This window comes from Enterococcus sp. AZ120 (assembly GCF_050546165.1).
In the GTDB taxonomy this organism is placed as follows: domain Bacteria; phylum Bacillota; class Bacilli; order Lactobacillales; family Enterococcaceae; genus Enterococcus; species Enterococcus faecalis.
This window is the reverse complement of record NZ_CP172950.1, coordinates 1,854,753-1,874,910: the sequence shown is the minus strand read 5'-3', so window position 1 is coordinate 1,874,910 and position 20,158 is coordinate 1,854,753. Positions and strand designations below refer to the sequence as shown.

12 protein-coding genes are annotated in these 20,158 nt (G+C 37.9%); 9 read left to right on the top strand and 3 right to left on the bottom strand.

What is annotated here, in order from left to right:
* Positions 1 to 41 precede the first annotated feature (41 nt).
* Together IGJ46_RS08990 and IGJ46_RS08985 are read right to left on the bottom strand one after the other, a co-directional pair.
* A complete protein-coding gene (locus IGJ46_RS08990; protein ID WP_002393123.1) occupies positions 42 to 644 on the bottom strand; it encodes a YczE/YyaS/YitT family protein in 603 nt (200 codons plus the stop codon).
* An 85-nt stretch (positions 645 to 729) separates the two neighbouring features.
* Positions 730 to 1,509, bottom strand: a complete 780-nt coding sequence (locus IGJ46_RS08985; RefSeq protein WP_002359767.1) for an SDR family oxidoreductase — start codon at positions 1,507 to 1,509, stop codon at positions 730 to 732.
* A 416-nt stretch (positions 1,510 to 1,925) separates the two neighbouring features.
* On the opposite strand from IGJ46_RS08985, the gene rseP reads away from it, so the two are divergent.
* From rseP to asnS, 9 genes are all read left to right on the top strand, one after another.
* Positions 1,926 to 3,194: an RIP metalloprotease RseP gene (gene rseP / locus IGJ46_RS08980; protein ID WP_002362168.1), complete on the top strand. Its 1,269-nt coding sequence runs from the start codon at positions 1,926 to 1,928 to the stop codon at positions 3,192 to 3,194.
* 71 nt (positions 3,195 to 3,265) lie between these two features.
* The gene (locus IGJ46_RS08975) at positions 3,266 to 4,984 is read left to right on the top strand and encodes a proline--tRNA ligase (RefSeq protein WP_002359769.1); all 1,719 of its coding nucleotides are present in this window, start codon (positions 3,266 to 3,268) and stop codon (positions 4,982 to 4,984) included.
* A 250-nt stretch (positions 4,985 to 5,234) separates the two neighbouring features.
* Positions 5,235 to 9,590 (top strand): PolC-type DNA polymerase III, encoded by a 4,356-nt coding sequence (locus IGJ46_RS08970; protein ID WP_002381593.1) that lies wholly within the window; start codon positions 5,235 to 5,237, stop codon positions 9,588 to 9,590.
* 210 nt (positions 9,591 to 9,800) lie between these two features.
* Positions 9,801 to 11,258: an amino acid permease gene (locus IGJ46_RS08965; RefSeq protein WP_002356790.1), complete on the top strand. Its 1,458-nt coding sequence runs from the start codon at positions 9,801 to 9,803 to the stop codon at positions 11,256 to 11,258.
* Between the two features lie 218 nt (positions 11,259 to 11,476).
* Positions 11,477 to 12,853 carry a hypothetical protein gene (locus IGJ46_RS08960; protein WP_218391201.1) on the top strand — a complete coding sequence of 459 codons (1,377 nt, stop codon included), beginning with the start codon at positions 11,477 to 11,479 and terminating at the stop codon, positions 12,851 to 12,853.
* Between the two features lie 180 nt (positions 12,854 to 13,033).
* Positions 13,034 to 15,823 (top strand): ATP-dependent DNA helicase DinG, encoded by a 2,790-nt coding sequence (locus IGJ46_RS08955; protein WP_002362165.1) that lies wholly within the window; start codon positions 13,034 to 13,036, stop codon positions 15,821 to 15,823.
* 75 nt (positions 15,824 to 15,898) lie between these two features.
* Positions 15,899 to 16,417 (top strand): DUF5590 domain-containing protein, encoded by a 519-nt coding sequence (locus IGJ46_RS08950; protein ID WP_002388294.1) that lies wholly within the window; start codon positions 15,899 to 15,901, stop codon positions 16,415 to 16,417.
* Positions 16,418 to 16,455: 38 nt separating this feature from the next.
* Positions 16,456 to 17,655, top strand: coding sequence for a pyridoxal phosphate-dependent aminotransferase (locus IGJ46_RS08945; protein WP_002359774.1), 1,200 nt, complete (start codon positions 16,456 to 16,458; stop codon positions 17,653 to 17,655).
* A gap of 16 nt (positions 17,656 to 17,671) precedes the next feature.
* Positions 17,672 to 19,024 carry an asparagine--tRNA ligase gene (gene asnS, locus IGJ46_RS08940; protein ID WP_002376912.1) on the top strand — a complete coding sequence of 451 codons (1,353 nt, stop codon included), beginning with the start codon at positions 17,672 to 17,674 and terminating at the stop codon, positions 19,022 to 19,024.
* Positions 19,025 to 19,070: 46 nt separating this feature from the next.
* Here asnS and IGJ46_RS08935 read toward each other — a convergent pair whose 3' ends face one another.
* Positions 19,071 to 20,030, bottom strand: a complete 960-nt coding sequence (locus tag IGJ46_RS08935) for a Gfo/Idh/MocA family protein (RefSeq protein ID WP_002382786.1) — start codon at positions 20,028 to 20,030, stop codon at positions 19,071 to 19,073.
* Between the last annotated feature and the right edge of the window lie 128 nt (positions 20,031 to 20,158).

The window sequence follows — 20,158 nt, the reverse complement described above, 5'->3', positions numbered from 1 at the left end:
TCTATGGAGTCATCGCTTTTTCTTATATTTTAGTTAAAAAATTATTTTACTAAAGGTTGAAGTAACTTGTTCCAGAAACTAATGAGTGGGCCAGCACCAAATGCACAAATAATTGTACCAATCCCAATTGGACCACCAGCAATAAAGCCAATTAATAGGACCAACAAATCTTGTGCTTTTCGAACAGAAGCGTAAGGTTTGTTGATTTGTTGACAGATGGTTGGCGCAATCGCATCATAGGGGGACTCGCCCTGATCTGTAGCCATGTATAAGGCGCAGCCAAATGTAAAAATCAGGACTCCGACGAATAAAGAAAGTAGTTTGCCAATTGTTGAGCCTCCTAAACTATCGGCGTAAGGTTGAAGCCAAGTAGAAATCTGTTGAATCAAAATCCCTACTAAAAGCATATTTAAAATAGTTCCCAGACCAATGGCTTTTTTGTTTTTTAAATAGACATAGAATAGAATAAACGCATTGACAATAATTTGAAAAATACCTAATTGCATACCAAACATCGAAGAAAGTCCGATATTCATAGCAGTGAAAGGATCAACTCCTAAACCTGCCACTCTTAAAGTGGATGCGCCAATCCCGATAATAACTAAACCAATTAAAATTAAAAGAACATTTTTGACTAGTTTCATGGTAAGCCTCCTGAATAGATTTTGTGTGTGATAGTACAAAATCTGCAACAAAAATTCTCTATGAATTTTTGTTGCAGATTACTTTTTAACCAGCTCCGTGTTGGAACGAAGGGTATAGAGACATCCCGCCATCTACAAAGAGTGTTGTTCCAGTTACGTATGAGGATTCATCAGAAGCTAACCAAGCGGCCGCAGCAGCTACTTGATTTGGTTTACCAATAATGCCCATAGGAACCATGCTCGTTGTTTGTTTTAACTGTTCGGGATCGGAAAATTTTTCAGCATTAATAGGTGTGTTAATCGCTCCAGGTGCAATACAGTTGGCACGAATACCATATTCCGCATATTCCAAAGCGATTGTTTTCGTGAACATTTCGGTTGCGCCTTTACTTGCCGCATAGTGGGCGAACGTTGGCCAAGGAATTCTTTGGTGTACGGAGGACATATTAATGATTGAACCTTTGATTTTTTGATCTCTAAATATTCGGAGTGCCTCTCTAGAACCCAAAAAGACACCGTTTAAATTGACATCAATGACACGTTGCCATTCTTTTAATGGCATATCAATTGTCGGAAAAGAAGCCTCCACACCGGCGTTATTTACCCAAATGTCAACATGACCAAACTCTTTTAAAGCGGTTTCAGCTAACGCTTTAATATCTTCTTCATTAGAGACATCAGCCTTCACGAATTTTACGCGATCTGCGTGCTTGGCTTGGACATCTTCAAATTCTTTAGGCAGCTCACCGACATAGTCAGCAACAACATTCATGCCCTCTAAGATATAACGCAGAGTAATAAATAATCCTAAACCCGTAGCTGCACCAGTGACAACGGCTACTTTACCATGTAATTCTCCATACATTGATTCATTCCCCCTAAAATTACTATTAATACTTTCATGGTAGCACATGTCAATCAGCGTGTTGATAAAATACGACAAACTGTCGGAAAAGTTTATGGTCTAAAGTTAGCTACTATTGTTGAAGGTCTTTAAAATAAATACTGGTCGTAGTAATCAATTCCTCTCATTTATAGAGTTTTCTAAAAAAACACAAAATATCTAGGCGAAGTGGTCAAGTCCAATGGTTATTTATGAGTGAATATGCTAAAATAAAACTTGTCTTACATAAGGAAAGATTTGTTCACTAACAGTGGCGACTGTTCTCAGTAAACAGTTGCACTGGTTTATCGGGAAGGGAACAGAGCAAGTTTTACGAGACTTTCCCATGTAATAATAAAAAGCACTGAACGTCAGTGAATGAAGGAAGAAGGACATCTATGAAAACAATTATCACATTCATTATTGTCTTCGGTATTCTTGTCCTCGTACATGAATTTGGCCACTTTTATTTTGCAAAACGAGCGGGTATTTTAGTTCGTGAGTTTGCAATCGGAATGGGACCAAAGATTTTTGCGCATCGTGGAAAAGATGGCACCACTTATACGATTCGCTTATTGCCAATTGGTGGCTATGTGCGAATGGCTGGGATGGGCGAAGACATGACAGAAATCACACCAGGTATGCCTCTATCTGTTGAGTTAAATGCCGTGGGTAATGTGGTTAAAATTAATACAAGTAAAAAAGTACAATTACCTCATAGTATTCCGATGGAAGTCGTTGATTTTGATCTTGAAAAAGAATTATTCATCAAGGGCTATGTCAATGGAAACGAGGAAGAAGAAACCGTTTATAAAGTTGACCATGATGCAACGATTATTGAAAGTGATGGAACCGAGGTGCGGATTGCGCCACTTGACGTTCAATTTCAATCAGCGAAATTATCGCAACGCATTTTAACGAACTTTGCGGGACCCATGAATAACTTTATCTTAGGGTTTATTCTGTTTACGTTAGCGGTCTTTCTACAAGGAGGCGTTACTGATTTAAACACGAATCAAATTGGACAAGTGATTCCTAATGGCCCAGCCGCAGAAGCTGGGTTGAAAGAAAACGATAAAGTCTTATCGATTAATAATCAAAAAATCAAAAAATACGAAGATTTTACAACCATTGTGCAGAAGAACCCCGAAAAGCCGTTAACGTTCGTAGTTGAGCGTAACGGCAAAGAAGAGCAACTAACAGTGACACCAGAAAAACAAAAAGTGGAAAAACAAACAATTGGTAAAGTCGGCGTTTATCCTTATATGAAAACCGATTTACCGTCAAAATTGATGGGCGGTATTCAGGATACTTTAAATAGTACGACACAGATTTTTAAAGCACTCGGCTCACTATTCACAGGCTTTAGTTTAAACAAACTAGGTGGGCCAGTCATGATGTTTAAATTATCGGAAGAAGCATCCAATGCTGGAGTAAGTACAGTTGTATTCTTAATGGCCATGTTGTCAATGAACTTAGGGATTATTAATTTGTTGCCGATCCCAGCTTTAGATGGCGGGAAAATTGTCTTAAACATTATTGAAGGTGTACGTGGAAAACCAATTAGTCCTGAAAAAGAAGGCATCATTACGTTAATTGGCTTTGGGTTTGTCATGGTGTTAATGGTGTTAGTTACTTGGAACGATATTCAACGCTTTTTCTTTTAAGGAGAAAGCTTAAGTAAAAAAGTGTGTAAAGAAATCAAAAATAGTTGATTTTAAAATAGAGGAGAGTTTTAATGAAACAGTCAAAAATGTTAATTCCAACGTTAAGAGAAGTACCAAATGATGCAGAAGTCTTAAGTCATCAAATTCTGTTGCGCGCAGGCTATATTCGTCAAGTCGCTGCAGGGATCTATTCTTATTTACCTTTAGCCAATCGTGTTTTAGAAAAATTAAAAACGATTATGCGAGAAGAATTTGAGAAAATTGATGCAGTTGAAATGTTAATGCCTGCGTTATTACCAGCAGAACTTTGGAAAGAATCAGGCCGTTATGAAACTTATGGACCTAACTTGTATCGCTTAAAAGATCGCAATGACCGTGACTATATCTTAGGCCCAACGCATGAAGAAACCTTCACAGAATTAATTCGTGATGAAATCAATTCTTACAAACGATTACCTTTGAATTTATACCAAATTCAAACAAAATATCGTGATGAAAAACGCCCTCGTTCTGGCTTATTAAGAGGCCGTGAATTTATCATGAAAGATGGCTATTCTTTCCATGCCGATGAAGCTAGTTTAGATCAATCATACCGTGATTACGAAAAAGCTTACTCACGCATTTTTGAACGCTGTGGACTAGAATTCCGTGCCATTATTGGGGACGGTGGTGCCATGGGTGGTAAAGATTCTAAAGAATTTATGGCGATTTCTGAAATTGGGGAAGATACTATTTGTTATTCAACAGAAAGTGATTATGCTGCCAATTTAGAAATGGCAACAAGTCTTTATACGCCGAAAAAATCACATGAAACACAATTAGATTTAGAAAAAATTGCAACACCAGAAGTGGGTACAATTGCCGAAGTGGCAAACTTCTTTGAAGTTGAGCCACAACGAATTATTAAATCAGTACTATTTATTGCCGATGAAGAGCCAGTAATGGTCTTGGTTCGTGGCGATCATGATGTCAATGATGTCAAATTGAAAAACTTCTTAGGCGCTGATTTCCTAGATGAAGCAACAGAAGAAGATGCTCGCCGTGTCTTAGGAGCTGGCTTTGGTTCAATTGGTCCAGTCAATGTTTCCGAAGATGTTAAAATTTATGCAGATTTAGCTGTTCAAGATTTAGCCAACGCCATTGTTGGAGCTAACGAAGATGGCTATCATTTGACAAATGTAAATCCAGATCGTGATTTCCAACCAATTAGTTACGAAGATTTACGCTTTGTTCAAGAAGGCGATCCTTCTCCTGATGGCAATGGTGTCTTAGCCTTTACCAAAGGAATCGAAATTGGTCACATCTTTAAATTAGGAACGCGTTACAGTGATGCTATGGGCGCAACAGTTTTAGATGAAAACGGTCGTGAAAAATCAGTGATCATGGGTTGCTATGGCATCGGCGTTAGTCGTTTACTTTCAGCAATCGTTGAACAAAATGCAGACGAGCGTGGTATTAATTGGCCAACAGGAATTGCGCCATTTGATTTACACGTGGTCCAAATGAATGTGAAAGATGAGTACCAAACAAAACTATCACAAGAAGTTGAAGCAATGATGACCGAAGCGGGCTACGAAGTATTAGTTGATGACCGCAACGAGCGCGCAGGCGTAAAATTTGCTGATGCTGATTTAATTGGTTGTCCAATCCGTATCACAGTCGGGAAAAAAGCAGTCGATGGTGTGGTAGAAGTCAAAATCAAACGTACTGGTGAAATGTTGGAAGTACGCAAAGAAGAATTAGAAAGTACACTTTCTATTTTGATGAACACAACATCAGAAGTGGAATAATAATGAAAAGGGCGGACAGAATGATTAGGATAAACTGTTTCCGCCACTTATCAGCGTTTAAGCTTGAAGCAAAAATCTAAAGTGATTTTTGCTTCAAGCTCTTCTTAGCTCTTTTTAGAAAAGAAACAAGATTGTTTTTTTACAAAAAACGAGTATACTTAATAGAGAAGCGAATGCAGAGAAACCGAAAAAAGGCACTTGACAGATTTGTCTGAGGGCCTTTTTTCAATGATAGAAGGAGGTTCATTTTGTGACAGAAAAAGCACGCGATTTATTTGATAAACTGATGACGCAAATTCAGTTAGATGACACTGCGAAAGAACATCCCTTAATTCAAAATGGCCGGATTGACAAGGTCATTGTTCACCAACAAAGTCGCTTATGGGAATTTCATTTAAGTTTTGATGAATTGATGCCAGTGATGCTATATCAAACATTTATGCAACAATTGGAACTAGCTTTTCAACAAATTGCGCAGGTTTCCGTTCAAATAACCACAAATCAGACAACATTTACAGAGGAACAATTAACGGATTATTGGCAATTGGCCTTGTTAAATAGTCAATGCAATACGCCGTTAGTTCAGAAAGTCTTAAAAACACAGACACCACAATTTGAAGATCGGAAAATTATCTTACCTGTTGATAATGAAGCAGTTATTCCTTATTTGAAGCAACAATATTTACCAATTATTGAGGAACTTTATTTCTCTTACGGGTTTCCTAAATTTCATATTGAACCAAAAATGGATCAACAGCAAGCTGCAGAAGTGCTGAAAAAGTTTGAAGAGCAAAAATTAGAACAAGCCGCAGCCTTTCAACAACAAGCTGCTGAATCGCTTGTTAAACATGAACAAATGAAAAAAGAAAAACAACAACAAGCGCCTGCGTTTGATGGTCCAATTCGTTTAGGTCGGAATATTCCCAATGATGAACCCATTATGCCAATGGGAAATATACTGGAAGAAGAACGTCGGATAACGATTGAAGGCTTTATTTTTGATAAAGAAGTGCGTGAATTGCGTTCTAAACGAAAAATTTTAATTTTGAAAATAACTGATTATACTTCCTCTTTCGTGGTGAAGAAATTTTCGAATGGGGAAAAAGATGAACAAGTTTTTGATGCGATTCAACCACAAAGTTGGATTCGTGTTCGTGGTAGTGTACAAGAAGATACCTTCATGCGTGATTTAGTCATGAATGCTCAAGATTTGATGGAAGTCGCCCATGCGCCAAGAAAAGACTACGCGCCAGAAGGTGAAAAACGTGTAGAATTACACATGCATAGTAACATGAGTACAATGGATGCGACCAATAAAGTCGGTGACTTGGTGGCGCAAGCGGGGAAATGGGGGCACAAGGCCATCGCAATTACGGATCATGGCGGCGCCCAAGCGTTTCCTGATGCCCATGCTGCAGGTAAAAAAGCAGGCGTTAAAATTTTATACGGCGTGGAAGCCAATATTGTTGATGATGGTGTACCTATTGCTTACAACGAAGAACATATTGAATTAACAGATGCTACCTATGTGGTCTTTGACGTGGAAACAACGGGGCTTTCCGCTGTTTATGATACCATTATTGAATTGGCCGCAGTCAAAATGCACAAAGGAAATGTCATTGAGACTTTTGAGCAGTTTATTGATCCTGGCCATCCATTATCTCAAACGACGATCAATTTAACTGGGATTACAGATGAAATGGTGCGCGGCTCAAAGTCCGAAGAAGAAGTTTTACGCATGTTTAAAGAGTTTTCAGAAGGAACTATTTTAGTGGCCCACAACGCTTCTTTTGATATGGGGTTCTTAAATACAAGTTATGGCAAACATGGAATACCTGAAGCGGCTAATCCCGTCATCGATACATTAGAATTATCCAGATTCTTGTATCCACATTTCAAAAGCCATCGTCTAAATACCTTATCGAAAAAATTTGGCGTCAACTTAGAACAACATCACCGCGCCATCTATGACTCGGAATCAACAGGTCATTTGTGCTGGATTTTCTTAAAAGAAGCGAAAGAGAATCATGATATGCATTTCCATGATGATTTGAATCGTCATATTGGCGAAGGTGATTCATACAAACGAGCTCGACCTTTCCATGCAACGATTTTAGCAACAACTCAAGCAGGATTAAAAAATCTTTTTAAATTGATTTCGATGTCCAATGTAGATTATTTTTTCCGAGTACCACGGATTCCTCGTTCGCAATTATCGAAGTTAAGAGAAGGACTTTTAATCGGTTCCGCATGTTCAAACGGCGAAATTTTTGAAGCAATGATGCAAAAAGGTGTCGAAGAAGCAAAAAATCGTGCCAAATTCTACGATTATATTGAAGTTATGCCCAAACCAGTTTACGCGCCATTAATTGAACAAGAATTGGTGAAAAATGAAGCAGATTTAGAAGAAATTATTAGTAATCTAGTGAAAATCGGTGACGAACTTGGCAAGCTGGTTGTCGCCACTGGAAATGTTCATTATTTAAATGAAGAAGATGCCATCTATCGGAAAATTTTAGTCGGGTCTATGGGTGGCGCTAATCCGTTAAATCGCCATAGTTTACCAAAGGTTCATTTCCGAACCACCGATGAAATGTTAACGGAATTTCAATTTTTAGGACAAGACGTCGCTAAGCGAATTGTAGTAGAAAATCCCAACAAAGTCGCTGATTTATGTGAAGAAGTTATTCCAGTAAAAGACGATTTGTATACGCCAAAAATTCCTGGGTCTGAACAAGAGATCACTGATTTAAGCTACAATCGTGCGCGCGAATTGTATGGCGATCCTTTACCAGAAATTGTCGAAAAACGGTTAGAAAAGGAACTGAATTCGATTAACGGGAATGGTTTCTCGGTTATTTATTTAATTTCTCAAAAACTGGTGCATAAAAGTAATGAAGACGGCTATTTAGTCGGTTCACGGGGCTCTGTCGGTTCTAGTTTTGTTGCGACAATGACAGGGATTACTGAAGTAAATCCTTTAGCGCCACATTATTATTGTCCTGAGTGTCAATATTCTGAGTTCTATGAAGATGGTTCCTATGGTTCAGGGTTTGATATGCCTGAAAAAGCCTGTCCAAAATGTGGCGCTCGATTGTTTAAAGATGGTCACGACATTCCTTTTGAAACGTTCTTAGGATTCCATGGCGACAAAGTTCCCGATATCGATTTGAACTTTTCTGGCGATTATCAAGCCGAAGCCCATAACTACACGAAAGTTCTTTTTGGTGAAGAATATGTTTACCGGGCAGGAACCATTGGTACAGTAGCCGACAAAACAGCGTATGGCTTTGTTAAAGGATATGAAAGAGATCATAATTTACATTTGCGTGGTGCTGAAATTGATCGCTTAGCCAAAGGTTCAACAGGGGTTAAACGGACGACTGGGCAGCATCCCGGCGGTATTATTGTAATTCCTGATTACATGGATGTTTATGACTTTACGCCAATCCAATACCCTGCAGATGATCAAGAGGCAGAATGGAAAACGACGCACTTTGATTTCCATTCCATTCACGATAATATTTTAAAACTTGATATTCTAGGACATGATGATCCGACCGTGATTCGGATGTTACAAGATTTATCTGGGATTGAGCCAAAAACCATCCCAACAGACGATCCAGAAGTGATGCGTATTTTTGAAGGACCTGATGTTCTAGGTGTGGATGCAGAGCAAATTTATTCTAAAACAGGAACTTTAGGAATTCCTGAATTTGGGACACGTTTCGTTCGAGGTATGTTAGAACAGACCCATCCATCAACTTTTGCAGAATTACTTCAAATTTCTGGACTGTCTCACGGAACCGATGTGTGGCTAGGGAATGCAGAAGAATTGATTCGTCGTGGCGAAGCCAATCTTGCTGAAGTAATTGGTTGTCGGGATGATATCATGGTTTATTTAATTCATGCTGGTTTGGACAGTGGGATGGCCTTTAAGATTATGGAAACGGTACGTAAAGGACAATGGAATAAGATTCCTGATGAACTACGGGATACGTATTTAAATGCGATGAAAGAAAACAACGTCCCTGACTGGTATATTGATTCTTGTTCTAAAATTAAATATATGTTCCCGAAAGCCCATGCGGCAGCATACGTATTAATGGCGTTGCGGGTCGCTTACTTTAAAGTTTATTTCCCAATCTTATATTACTGTGCGTTTTTCTCCGTTCGGGCGGATGACTTCGACTTAGTGGCAATGTCACAAGGGAAAGAAGCTGTGAAAGCACGAATGAAAGAAATTACGGACAAAGGGATGGACGCCTCCACTAAAGAGAAAAACTTATTAACGGTTTTAGAATTATGTAATGAAATGTTGGAACGGGGCTATAAATTTGGCATGATTGATTTGTACAAATCAGATGCTGAAAATTTTGTGATTGAAGGGGATACCTTGATTGCACCTTTCCGAGCAGTGCCAAGTTTAGGCCTCAACGTAGCGAAAGCCATTGTTGCTGCGCGAGAAGAGCAACCGTTCTTATCGAAAGAAGATTTGGCAACACGAGGCAAAGTTTCTAAAACGTTAATTGAATACATGAATGAAAATGGTGTCTTAAAAGACTTGCCAGATGAAAACCAATTATCATTATTTGATATGTTATAAAAGAAAAATCTCTTAGAAAAAGGCTGGTGAAGCAACTTATTCACCGGCCTTTTTTAGTCATCAAATAAATTAGAAAATCATTGCTAGAAGCGTTTTAATTACTTATTAAAAAGCCATCTTTATTTAATTATGTTGAGCTTGTGCATAAAAAGTAAAATGCTTATGATAAATGAAGAGCTTTATTTTTTTAATAAGAAAGGAATTGGTTATATGGACAAAAAGCAATTACGATGGTTCACCGTCGGGTTAATTGCCTTTAACATGGTCTGGGGTCTTGGAAATGTTGTGAATAATTATGCACAACAAGGGATTTCAGTGGTCACTTCATGGCTTTTGATTTTAGTTTTATATTTTATTCCCTATGCGTTAATCGTAGGACAGTTAGGTTCAACATTTAAAGACAGTAATGGTGGGGTTAGTTCGTGGGTGCAAAATACCAGTACTAAACGTCTAGCCTATTATGCAGCATGGACTTATTGGGTAGTGCACATTCCTTACTTGGCACAAAAACCACAAGCAATTTTAATTGCCTTAGGTTGGGCAGTTCAAGGGAATGGAAACTTAGTCAATACGATGCCAATTGTAACGGTATCATTTATTTCATTAATAATTTTCTTGGTTTTCTTGTTATTATCAACAAAAGGGTTAACCACCTTAAAAGTTATTGGTGGTTTAGCTGGAACCGCCATGTTTGTGATGTCTATTTTATTCATTTTATTAGCGGTAGGCGCACCATTTATTAATTCAACGGTTGAATTTGCGACGCCAAACATGTCACAAGTCAGCACCTATATTCCTAAATTTGACTTTAGTTATTTTACAACCGTATCAATGTTAGTTTTTGCGGTAGGTGGCGCTGAAAAAATTTCTCCTTACGTAAATGCAACTAAAAATCCAGCCAAAGAGTTCCCTAAAGGAATGATTTTCCTAGCAGCAATGGTTGGTTTATCGGCTGTTTTAGGTTCATTTGCAATGGGAATGTTATTCTCAAGTGACAATATTCCTAAAGATTTAATGGCAAATGGTGCCTATAGTGCCTTCCAAAAATTAGGCGCGTATTATGGTGTCGGTAATCTCTTAATGATTGTTTATGCGTTAACGAATACAGTGGGTCAAGTGGCTGCGTTAGCCTTTTCAATTGATGCTCCACTGAAAATTCTTTTAGCTGAAGCAGATCCAGAATTTGTTCCAAGTTGGTTACGTAAACGTACGAAAAAAGGTACGTTAATTAATGGTTACTTATTAACAGGTATTTTAGTAAGTATTATTATCGCTTTACCAATGTTTGGGTTGAAGGACATGAACGAAGTGGTTAAATGGCTAACTAACTTAAATTCTGTAGTTATGCCAATGCGTTACTTGTGGGTCTTCTTTGCCTATATGCTTCTAAACAAAGCATACAAACAATTTAATTCAGAATATAAATTTGTTAAAAATCCTAAAATTGGTTTTGTGTTTGGTCTTTGGTGTTTCCTATTTACAGCCTTTGCTTGTATCCTAGGAATGGTGCCTAAATTTGAGTATGCTTCAGACCCTCAAGGCTGGTTGTTCCAATTAGCTTCTAACATTGTGACACCAATCGTCTTAATTCTATTAGGAATGATTTTACCAGCAATTGCACGTCGCGAGAAAAAAGACACGATTTTGCCAATTGATTCAGCAGAATAATTGGTTGCATGTTTCAAGGACAAAATAGTCAGTTTAAGTATTTTGCGTGAGATAAATGGTCAATAGGACTGTTTGTCTCACGTTTTTTTCTGTCGATTTTTCTCTAAAATTTCTATGGTCTCTTAAAAATATGAGAAAATCAGAAGAATTTCTCCTGTATACTAAAAGTATCTATCATTAAAAAATGGTTATTAACGGAGAAAAAGGAAGTGAATCTCATGACTAAAACACTTGAAACACAACCAGAAGAGAAAACGGTCTTTCTTTGTAAAGAAACGAATCCAGATTTTTTAGGACGAGAAATTTATGCAGATAATGTTGAAACACCGTATAATTTTTACTTAATTCGCAAGCTTTATTTAGCGAAAGAGTATCAAAATTTAGCAGAAGGGGAACAATTTTTTGAGGCTTTATGTGAAAGTTGGGATGAATCAGAACAGTTTGAAGAGTTAATTGTTAAAAAGATTTATGTTTATGTTGAAACGGAGTTAATGTACTACACTGTTTATTTTGGAAGTTTTGAGCCGACCACTCGTGACTTACGATCCGCACTGAAGCAATGGATGTATGAAATACCAACAACTAAAAATAAAAAAACAGTCCGTATGAATGAAACCAATGTGCAAGTAGTGCCGCAAGAAAATCAATTAACGGAATTAGCTGGTGAAATTGCTGTCTTACGTGAAATGTTGACACTTTTAAAAGAAAATTTAGCCTCCTTAAATGAAGCCGTTAATCAAACGAGAAATCCCGTCATTTCTAGACAAATAAAAACGATCCATTTGAAAAGAGCTTCTCCTGTAATAGCCGCAGAACAGGCATCGCTGAAAGTATCAGAGGATACTAATCTGGAACAACCAGACGTCAATCTATCGCCTGATAATCTGGAAAATCAAGAAGGTGAAACAACTGTAGCAACAAGTGAAGCAGTGCTTCCCGTTAACAAACTAGTACTTGAAGAACCAGCGAAAGAACCAGTGTTATCTGAACCAGCGCCAATTAAAGAAGCACAGCCAGAAAAAAAACAAGAAAACCAGCAGAGCACCGCGGCAAAACCTTTATTTACTTTTCTACAAGAAACAGAAAAAAGCTCGCTAAATTCAATGAATGAGTCTGCCGAAAAAGAAGAGGAGCAGAAGCCAGAAAAAGAAGCTGCCTCTATGGAAAGTGAGAAAGAAAATTCATCAAGTCGGACAATTCCTGCAGACTTTCAACGACAATTGGACGAATTAGAAGAGGAAATTTATCGTCGCTTTATGAGTCGCCAGTTAGAGGATACTGATGGAAATCAAGCAGTACCGAAAATAACGATTGAAAAAAGACAGTTAGAAGCACAAATGTTTGAAGCAAAAGCATTCTCACTATCATTTAAACAAGTTCAAAAGAAAAAGGCAGGAGACGTGCGAATTTGCAATCAGTTAAGTTGTATGAAATTAGAAAAAGGATTAGATAAATTTTTAGACGAAGTTACAGAATATGTTGAAAAGCGGACGCTATTTAATAAAAAGGTTCGTTGTCCGCTCCCAGTAATCAGAGAATTGGAAGGCTATGGGCAATTAAACCAGTATATGCAGAAAATCCTTGACTGTTATTAATCGTTTATTTAGGAGAAGGTAAGACAAAACCGTTCAGTTTATCAGCTTTTAAGCCTGAAACAAAAATCACTTTGGATTTTTGTTTCAGGCTCTTTCTTATTATTTCTGGAAAAGATTTCAAGAGAATTTTTGAAATACTAGTGAAAATCCTATAAATTGTAGTATAATTTTCAAAGATGAATGAAAGGCGTGAAGTCATTGAAAGACAAACAAGTGTATGCAGTAGTTGACCTTGAAACGACTGGAACAGATCCTACAAGTGATCGGATCATTCAGTTTGGATGCGTTCTCGTTCAAGATGGAAAGATTATTGCGAACTTTGCGACAGATGTGAATCCCAATCAAGTAGTACCAAAACAAATTCAAAGTTTAACGGGGATTAGTAATACGCAAGTTCAAAAAGCGCCTTATTTTGAAGATGTAGCACATACAATTTATCATTATCTGGAAGATACTATTTTTGTGGCACATAACGTCCACTTTGATTATAATTTTTTAGCTCGTGAACTGGTGCGGTGTGGCACGCCGCCACTTACCATTCCAGCCATTGATACAGTGGAATTGGCACAGATTTTTTTACCGACAGAAAAAAGTTTCCGTTTAAGTGATTTGTCGGAAAGCTTAGGTTTGTCTCATGAGAATCCCCATCAAGCAGATAGTGATGCGCAGGTTACAGCCGAACTTTTGTTATTAATTCAAGAAAAAATGAAATCTTTACCATTAGTCACTATGGAAAAAATTGCGGAATTAAGTCAACAGACAGCGCGGGAAACCAGTACTTTTATTCAACAAACGTATGAACAAATGAAAAAACAAGTCACACCATTAAATCCAGCTTATCAAGTGGTCAGTGGCATTGCTTTACGCAAAAAAGAAGTTCCTCTTTTTGAAGAAACGTTCTATCAGACTAGCACGTATCCCAAAACTAAAAAAGCCAAAGAAAAACTGTTTGGCGAACGTTTCGCTTATCGTGCGGAACAGAGTCGGATGATGAATTTAGTCTATGATCATTTTACAGAAGGAACGACAAAAGATTTATTTATTGAAGCAGCGACTGGAACGGGAAAAACATTAGGCTATCTGTTGCCGATGAGCTATTTAGCAACGCCAGAAAAACCAGTCATCATTTCAACAGTTTCGATTGTTTTACAAAATCAATTAGTGGAAAAAGATTTACCGTTAGCCAATCAAATCTGCCAAGGGAAATTACGAGGCATTGTTATTAAAAGCCATCGACACTATCTTGATTTACAACGCTTTAAGGCAACGTTGAATCAGCCAACTCCGCAAAAACAATACGCTCTTTATCAAATGGGCGTTCTCGTCTGGTTGCTAGAAACAGAAACGGGCGATTTAGATGAACTACAATTGACGAATTTAAATCATTTATTCTGGAAAGAAGTTACACATCGCGGATTGGATTTTCTTTCAAAAAAAGATGAACTTTATGAAGTTGACTTTTTAAGACATCTGTATAAAAAAGTCGCTCAAAGTAACGTGTTGATTGTTAATCATGCATTTTTGGCGCAAGAGTCGCTAAGAAAACAACCGTTATTACCTGAAAGTCCGTGGCTAATTATTGATGAAGCACATCATTTACCAGACATCGCTAGTCGGATGGCAAGCGAACGAGTAAACAGTGTGATACTAAAAAAACAAGTCACGCATTTTATTGAAAAAGAACAACTTTTTGTTGCTTTACAGCAAATTTTTCAACAGTTTTCTGAAGAGCAGCGGCTTGTAAAAATTTATCAGCAAGGTTTATTGGATTTTGTGGATGAATGGCAAGATTTTCTTTTTGAATTGCATCGTTTATTTAGTAAAACGCAGAAGCGAATAGACCATCAGGAGTTGCTTTTAACCAAAGAACGTATTGATTATTTATCTGCTGCGGGAGAAAAACATAGTCAAACGCTCCAGCTTTTACTGCAGGAGCTGTTAACTATTCAAAGTAAGTTACAGCAAACAATTATGAGTCAGTTGGAAACCTTTAGTTTGGCTGATCGCATCGTTTTTGTTCGCTTGTTTCAATTTTTTGATGAAATTGAACGTATTCACCACTGTTTTACCATTTATCTTGATGATTGGCGTCCACGTTGGGTAAAAGAATATTTACCACAAAATGAAGACCATGGCTTGATTGAAATTCATGACTTAGAAGCTAGTTTACTTCCTGAAACAAAGTGGTATCCGCGGTATGAACGAATTATTTATACAAGCGGCACATTGAAGTTTGGCAACAATAAAAAGTATTTACCGCAACGCTTAGGTTTAACAGAGGTGACGTTCAAAACCCTGCCAACGCCATATAACTATGCAGAAAATGCGCGAGTCTATGTACCGGAAGAAGCAGTAGCCATTCAAAATGCCTCTTCCTATGAAATGGGTCAATACATTTCAGATACCATTGAAAAATTGATGGCGCAAGAGGAACGTTCGATGTTGGTTCTTTTTACTTCGCATGAATTATTGTCCACCGTGTATCATCAAGTCCAGCCGAGATTATTGGAAAAAGGACAAGAGGTCCTCGCCCAAGGGATTAGCGGCAGTCGTGAAAAAATTCTTAAACGGTTTTCTAATGGAAAACCGAATGTCTTGCTAGGAGCCGATAGCTTTTGGGAAGGTGTGGACTTACCAGGAACAGCTTTACAGTTATTGATAGTCACGCGTTTACCTTTTGAAAACCCGAAACGACCACTTGTGCAAGCAAAATATGCGTATTTAGAAGCAGAAGGGATACAACCATTTGCTCAAGAAGCGGTACCGAAAGCAGCCTTACGTTTGCGACAAGCACTGGGCCGTTTAATCCGTTCTGAAGAAGACAGAGGGGCATTGCTGATTCTGGATCGTCGTTTAGTCACTGCAAAATATGGCAAACGATTAATCAAAGCGTTTCCCAAGGGACTCTCAGTAAAAGAAGCGCCCATGCCTGAAATTTTAGAAGAATTAAAGGAATTTTTAAACAAATAATCGATTATTTTTAGGTCATATTTGTGAAAGGCCGCTATTTTTCTGCTATAATAAGACCCAGTAAGTTTAGAGAGGATGGAAGGATTTTTGGAGGAATTAGAAGAAAAGAAAGAGAAGAAACGGATTACTGTCCTTTTAACCCTATTGGCAATCCTTTTAGCAATTCTTGTAACAATAATTATCTTTTTTGTACGAACCAATCAACCAATGGCCCAAGCCAAAAAAGAAGCAACCGCAATTGCCAAAACTTCTGCTAATTTAGAAACAGTTGATAAATTTTACTGGTTTACACGCAAAAATACGTATTTTACTTTAACCGGCAAAAATGATAAAGGCACAGAGATTATCGTGATTGTCCCTAAATCGGGAGAAAAAGTCACGGTCTTAAATCAAAAAGATGGTCAAACTGAACAACAAATAACAGACATTGTTGCTAAAGCACATCCCGATGAATCGGTGATGAAAGCTACGTTAGGGCTTTATGATAAGCGCCCTGCATGGGAAGTGGTCACCGAAAATGATCAAGGAGTACTAACATATTATCTTATGAGCTTTGATAAAGGCGAAGAGATCAACGTTGTCAAAGATATTTAATTTAGATAGGTTTTGATGAAAGTGGGAGTGAAAGGTGTATGAACGTATCAAATCGAGCACAGCAATTGACTCCTTCTGTTACATTAGCAGCTGCCGCCAAGGCGAAAGCATTAAAAGCAAAAGGTGTAGATGTTTTAAGCTTAACGGTTGGGGAACCAGATTTTGTAACCCCGAAAAATATTCAAAAAGCAGCAATTGCTTCAATTGAGGATGGAAGAGCAAGTTATTACACACCTTCTGGCGGCATTCCTGAATTAAAGCAAGCAATTGTCTCTTATGTGGAACGAGAATATCAACTTCGTTATCAACCCAAGCAAGTTATTGTGACAGATGGTGCCAAATATGCGCTGTATCTATTATTTCAAGCCATTTTGAACGTTGGGGACGAAGTGATTATCCCTGTTCCTTATTGGGTAAGTTATGGTGAACAAGTCAAATTAGCAGAAGGCAAGCCAGTATTTGTATCAAGCACGCAAGAGCAATCATTTAAAGTGTCAGTCGCACAATTAGAAGCTGTACGAACGGACAAAACAAAAGCAATCATTTTAAATTCACCATCTAACCCAACTGGTGTTATTTATACGGAAGAAGAATTACGCCAAATTGGTGAATGGGCAGTTGCTCATAATATCCTCATTATTGCAGATGATATTTATGGTCGTTTGGTGTACAATGGACATCGGTTCACACCAATTGCAACCATCTCAGAAGCAATTCGTCAACAGACAATCATTATTAATGGTGTTTCCAAAACATATGCAATGACAGGCTGGCGCATTGGTTTTGCGGTCGGTGATGAAAAAATTATTCAAGCAATGACACAACTCGCTTCACAATCCACCAGTAATCCAGTCGCAGTTAGCCAATATGCGGCAATTGAGGCTTTAACAGGTGAACAGTCGACAGTTGAAGACATGCGTCAGGCCTTTGAAAAACGCCTGAATCATATCTATCCAAAAGTAGCAGCTTTGCCAGGTGTTTCGCTAATAAAACCTGAAGGCGCCTTTTATCTATTCCCGAATGTCAAAAAAACGTTAGAAATTTGTGGGTATGATAACGTGACTAACTGGGTGGAAGATTTATTACAAGAAGCGCATGTTGCTCTGGTAACGGGAGAGGGCTTTGGTGCACCAGAACATGTGCGGATGAGCTATGCGACAGATTTAATGACGTTAGAAAAAGCGATTGAGCGAATGAATGACTTTATAGAAAAGAAACGAATTCAGCACAACGCCTAAAAGAATAAACTAAGAAATGAACGGAGAGACAAACGTGGAACAAATTCAAATTATTGATTCAAACAAACATGTTGGAGAAACAGTAAAAATTGGCGCTTGGATTGCTAACAAACGCTCAAGCGGGAAAATTGCCTTTTTACAATTACGTGACGGGACAGCCTTTTTCCAAGGTGTCGTGTTCAAACCAAACTTCATTGAAGCCTTTGGTGAAGAAGCTGGTACAGAAAAATTCCAAGAAATTAAACATTTATCACAAGAAACAGCAGTCATGGTTACTGGTGTTATCAAAGAAGATAGCCGTTCTAAATTCGGCTATGAAATGGATATCACTGATTTAGAAGTCGTTGGCGCTTCAGAAGATTACCCAATTACGCCGAAAGAACACGGCACAGATTTCTTAATGGATCATCGTCATTTATGGTTACGTTCAAGCAAACAACATGCGATCATGTTAGTTCGTAACGAAATTATTCGTGCTACTTACGAGTTCTTTAACGAACAAGGATTCATTAAAATTGATAGCCCAATTTTAACAGGCTCAGCACCAGAAGGCACAACAGAATTATTTGAAACAGATTACTTCGGACAACCAGCATTCTTATCACAAACAGGTCAATTATATGCAGAAGCTGGTGCGATGGCATTTGGAAAAGTCTTTACTTTTGGACCAACTTTCCGTGCGGAAAAATCCAAAACTCGTCGTCACTTAACGGAATTCTGGATGATTGAACCAGAAATGGCATACACAACTCATGAAGAATCACTAGATATTCAAGAAGCCTACGTAAAACATTTAATTAAATCGGTATTGAAAAATCAACAATATCCATTGGATGTTTTAGAACGTGATACAGCGTTACTGGAAAAATATGTTTCGGAGCCATTCAAACGTATTACTTACGATGATGCGATTGAGTTATTACAAAAAGAAGAAGCAAACAATGATTATGATCACATTGAATGGGGCGAAGACTTTGGTAGCCCACATGAAACCTTTATTTCAAATTACTATGGCGTTCCAACATTCATTTTAAATTATCCAAAAGCAATTAAAGCCTTCTATATGAAACCACATCCAACACGTGAAGATGTTGTAATTTGTGCCGATTTAATTGCACCAGAAGGTTATGGTGAAATTATCGGTGGTTCAGAGCGTGCAACTGATTATGATTATTTGAAAGAAAAAGTAGCTGAGTTTGGCTTATCAGAAGAAGAGTACAGCTGGTATTTAGATTTACGTAAATACGGTTCTGTGCCACATTCTGGCTTCGGATTAGGTTTAGAACGTGCTGTTACGTTCATTACTGGTAATGAACACATTCGTGAAGCGATTCCGTTCCCACGTATGTTAAACCGTATTTATCCATAGAGAACAAATAAAAAAGAGAACTTCAGCAAAAGCCGAAGTTCTTTTTTTAATTCTGCCATAATTTTTGCATCTGGTCCAAAATATCAATGACTTCTGTCGTGAAAAATAAGGAGCGGTTGGGTTGTGTACCTTTGATTGCTTCAACCATATTGTAGATTTCATAATTCATGGCTTCAGCTGAGTACCCAGAAACGATGGTCTCAACCGTACCGTCATTGTAGTGAACAATCGCTTCATCTGCACGTGGATAATCTGTAATGGTAATATAGGCATCTTCAAAAGCAACAATTCCTTGCTTTGGCATTTTTGCTTGGAATGTTAATGAAATAGTAGCCAACTCATTTTCTTTATTCCGAAGCAATGTCACCGATTGTTCATCAACGCCAGTAGAGAAAGGAACCATGCTAGAAGCTAAAACGTCTGGCTGTGAGCTGAGAAACCAACGAGCAAACGAAACCGCATAAGTACCAATATCTAACAATGCGCCGCCTGCTAAGTCAGGATTAAAAAAGCGATTTTTAGGATCGGGTTCTTTGTAACTTCCAAATGGTGCTTGAATCATTTTTAACTGACCAAATTTGCCAGCATCCATCAAGCGACGTAATTCGTCGTATAGTGGCATGTTAAAAATAGTCATGGCTTCTGCTAAAATAAGGTCATTTTTTTCTGCAACTGCCAAGGCTTGTTTTAATTCTGCCGCGTTCATCGTAATAGCTTTTTCACACAACACATGTTTTCCGGCCTGGAGCGCTTTTAAAATGTGTTCAGCATGTTGTTTATTTGGCACTGCTATATAGACAACATCGATTGTTTCATCTGCTAGCAATTCTTCATAAGAACCATAGGCTTTAGGGATTGAATAATCAGCGGCAAATTGTTCTGCTTTAGACAATGTCCGTGAAGCAACAGCTGCAAGTTGGCTAGTTTCTTGTTTAAACGTTGAAGCAAATTCGTGGGCAATCCCACCTAATCCTACGATGCCCCATTGATATAATTTTTTTGTCAAAAGAAGTCCTCCTAATCTATGCAATTTCTTCAAATCTTCTTCATTATTTATTATACTGTAAACAAGAGAAATTAGAAAACAAGGACAATTTTGTAAATATGATAAAATCCAGAGATAAAAAGATGCTT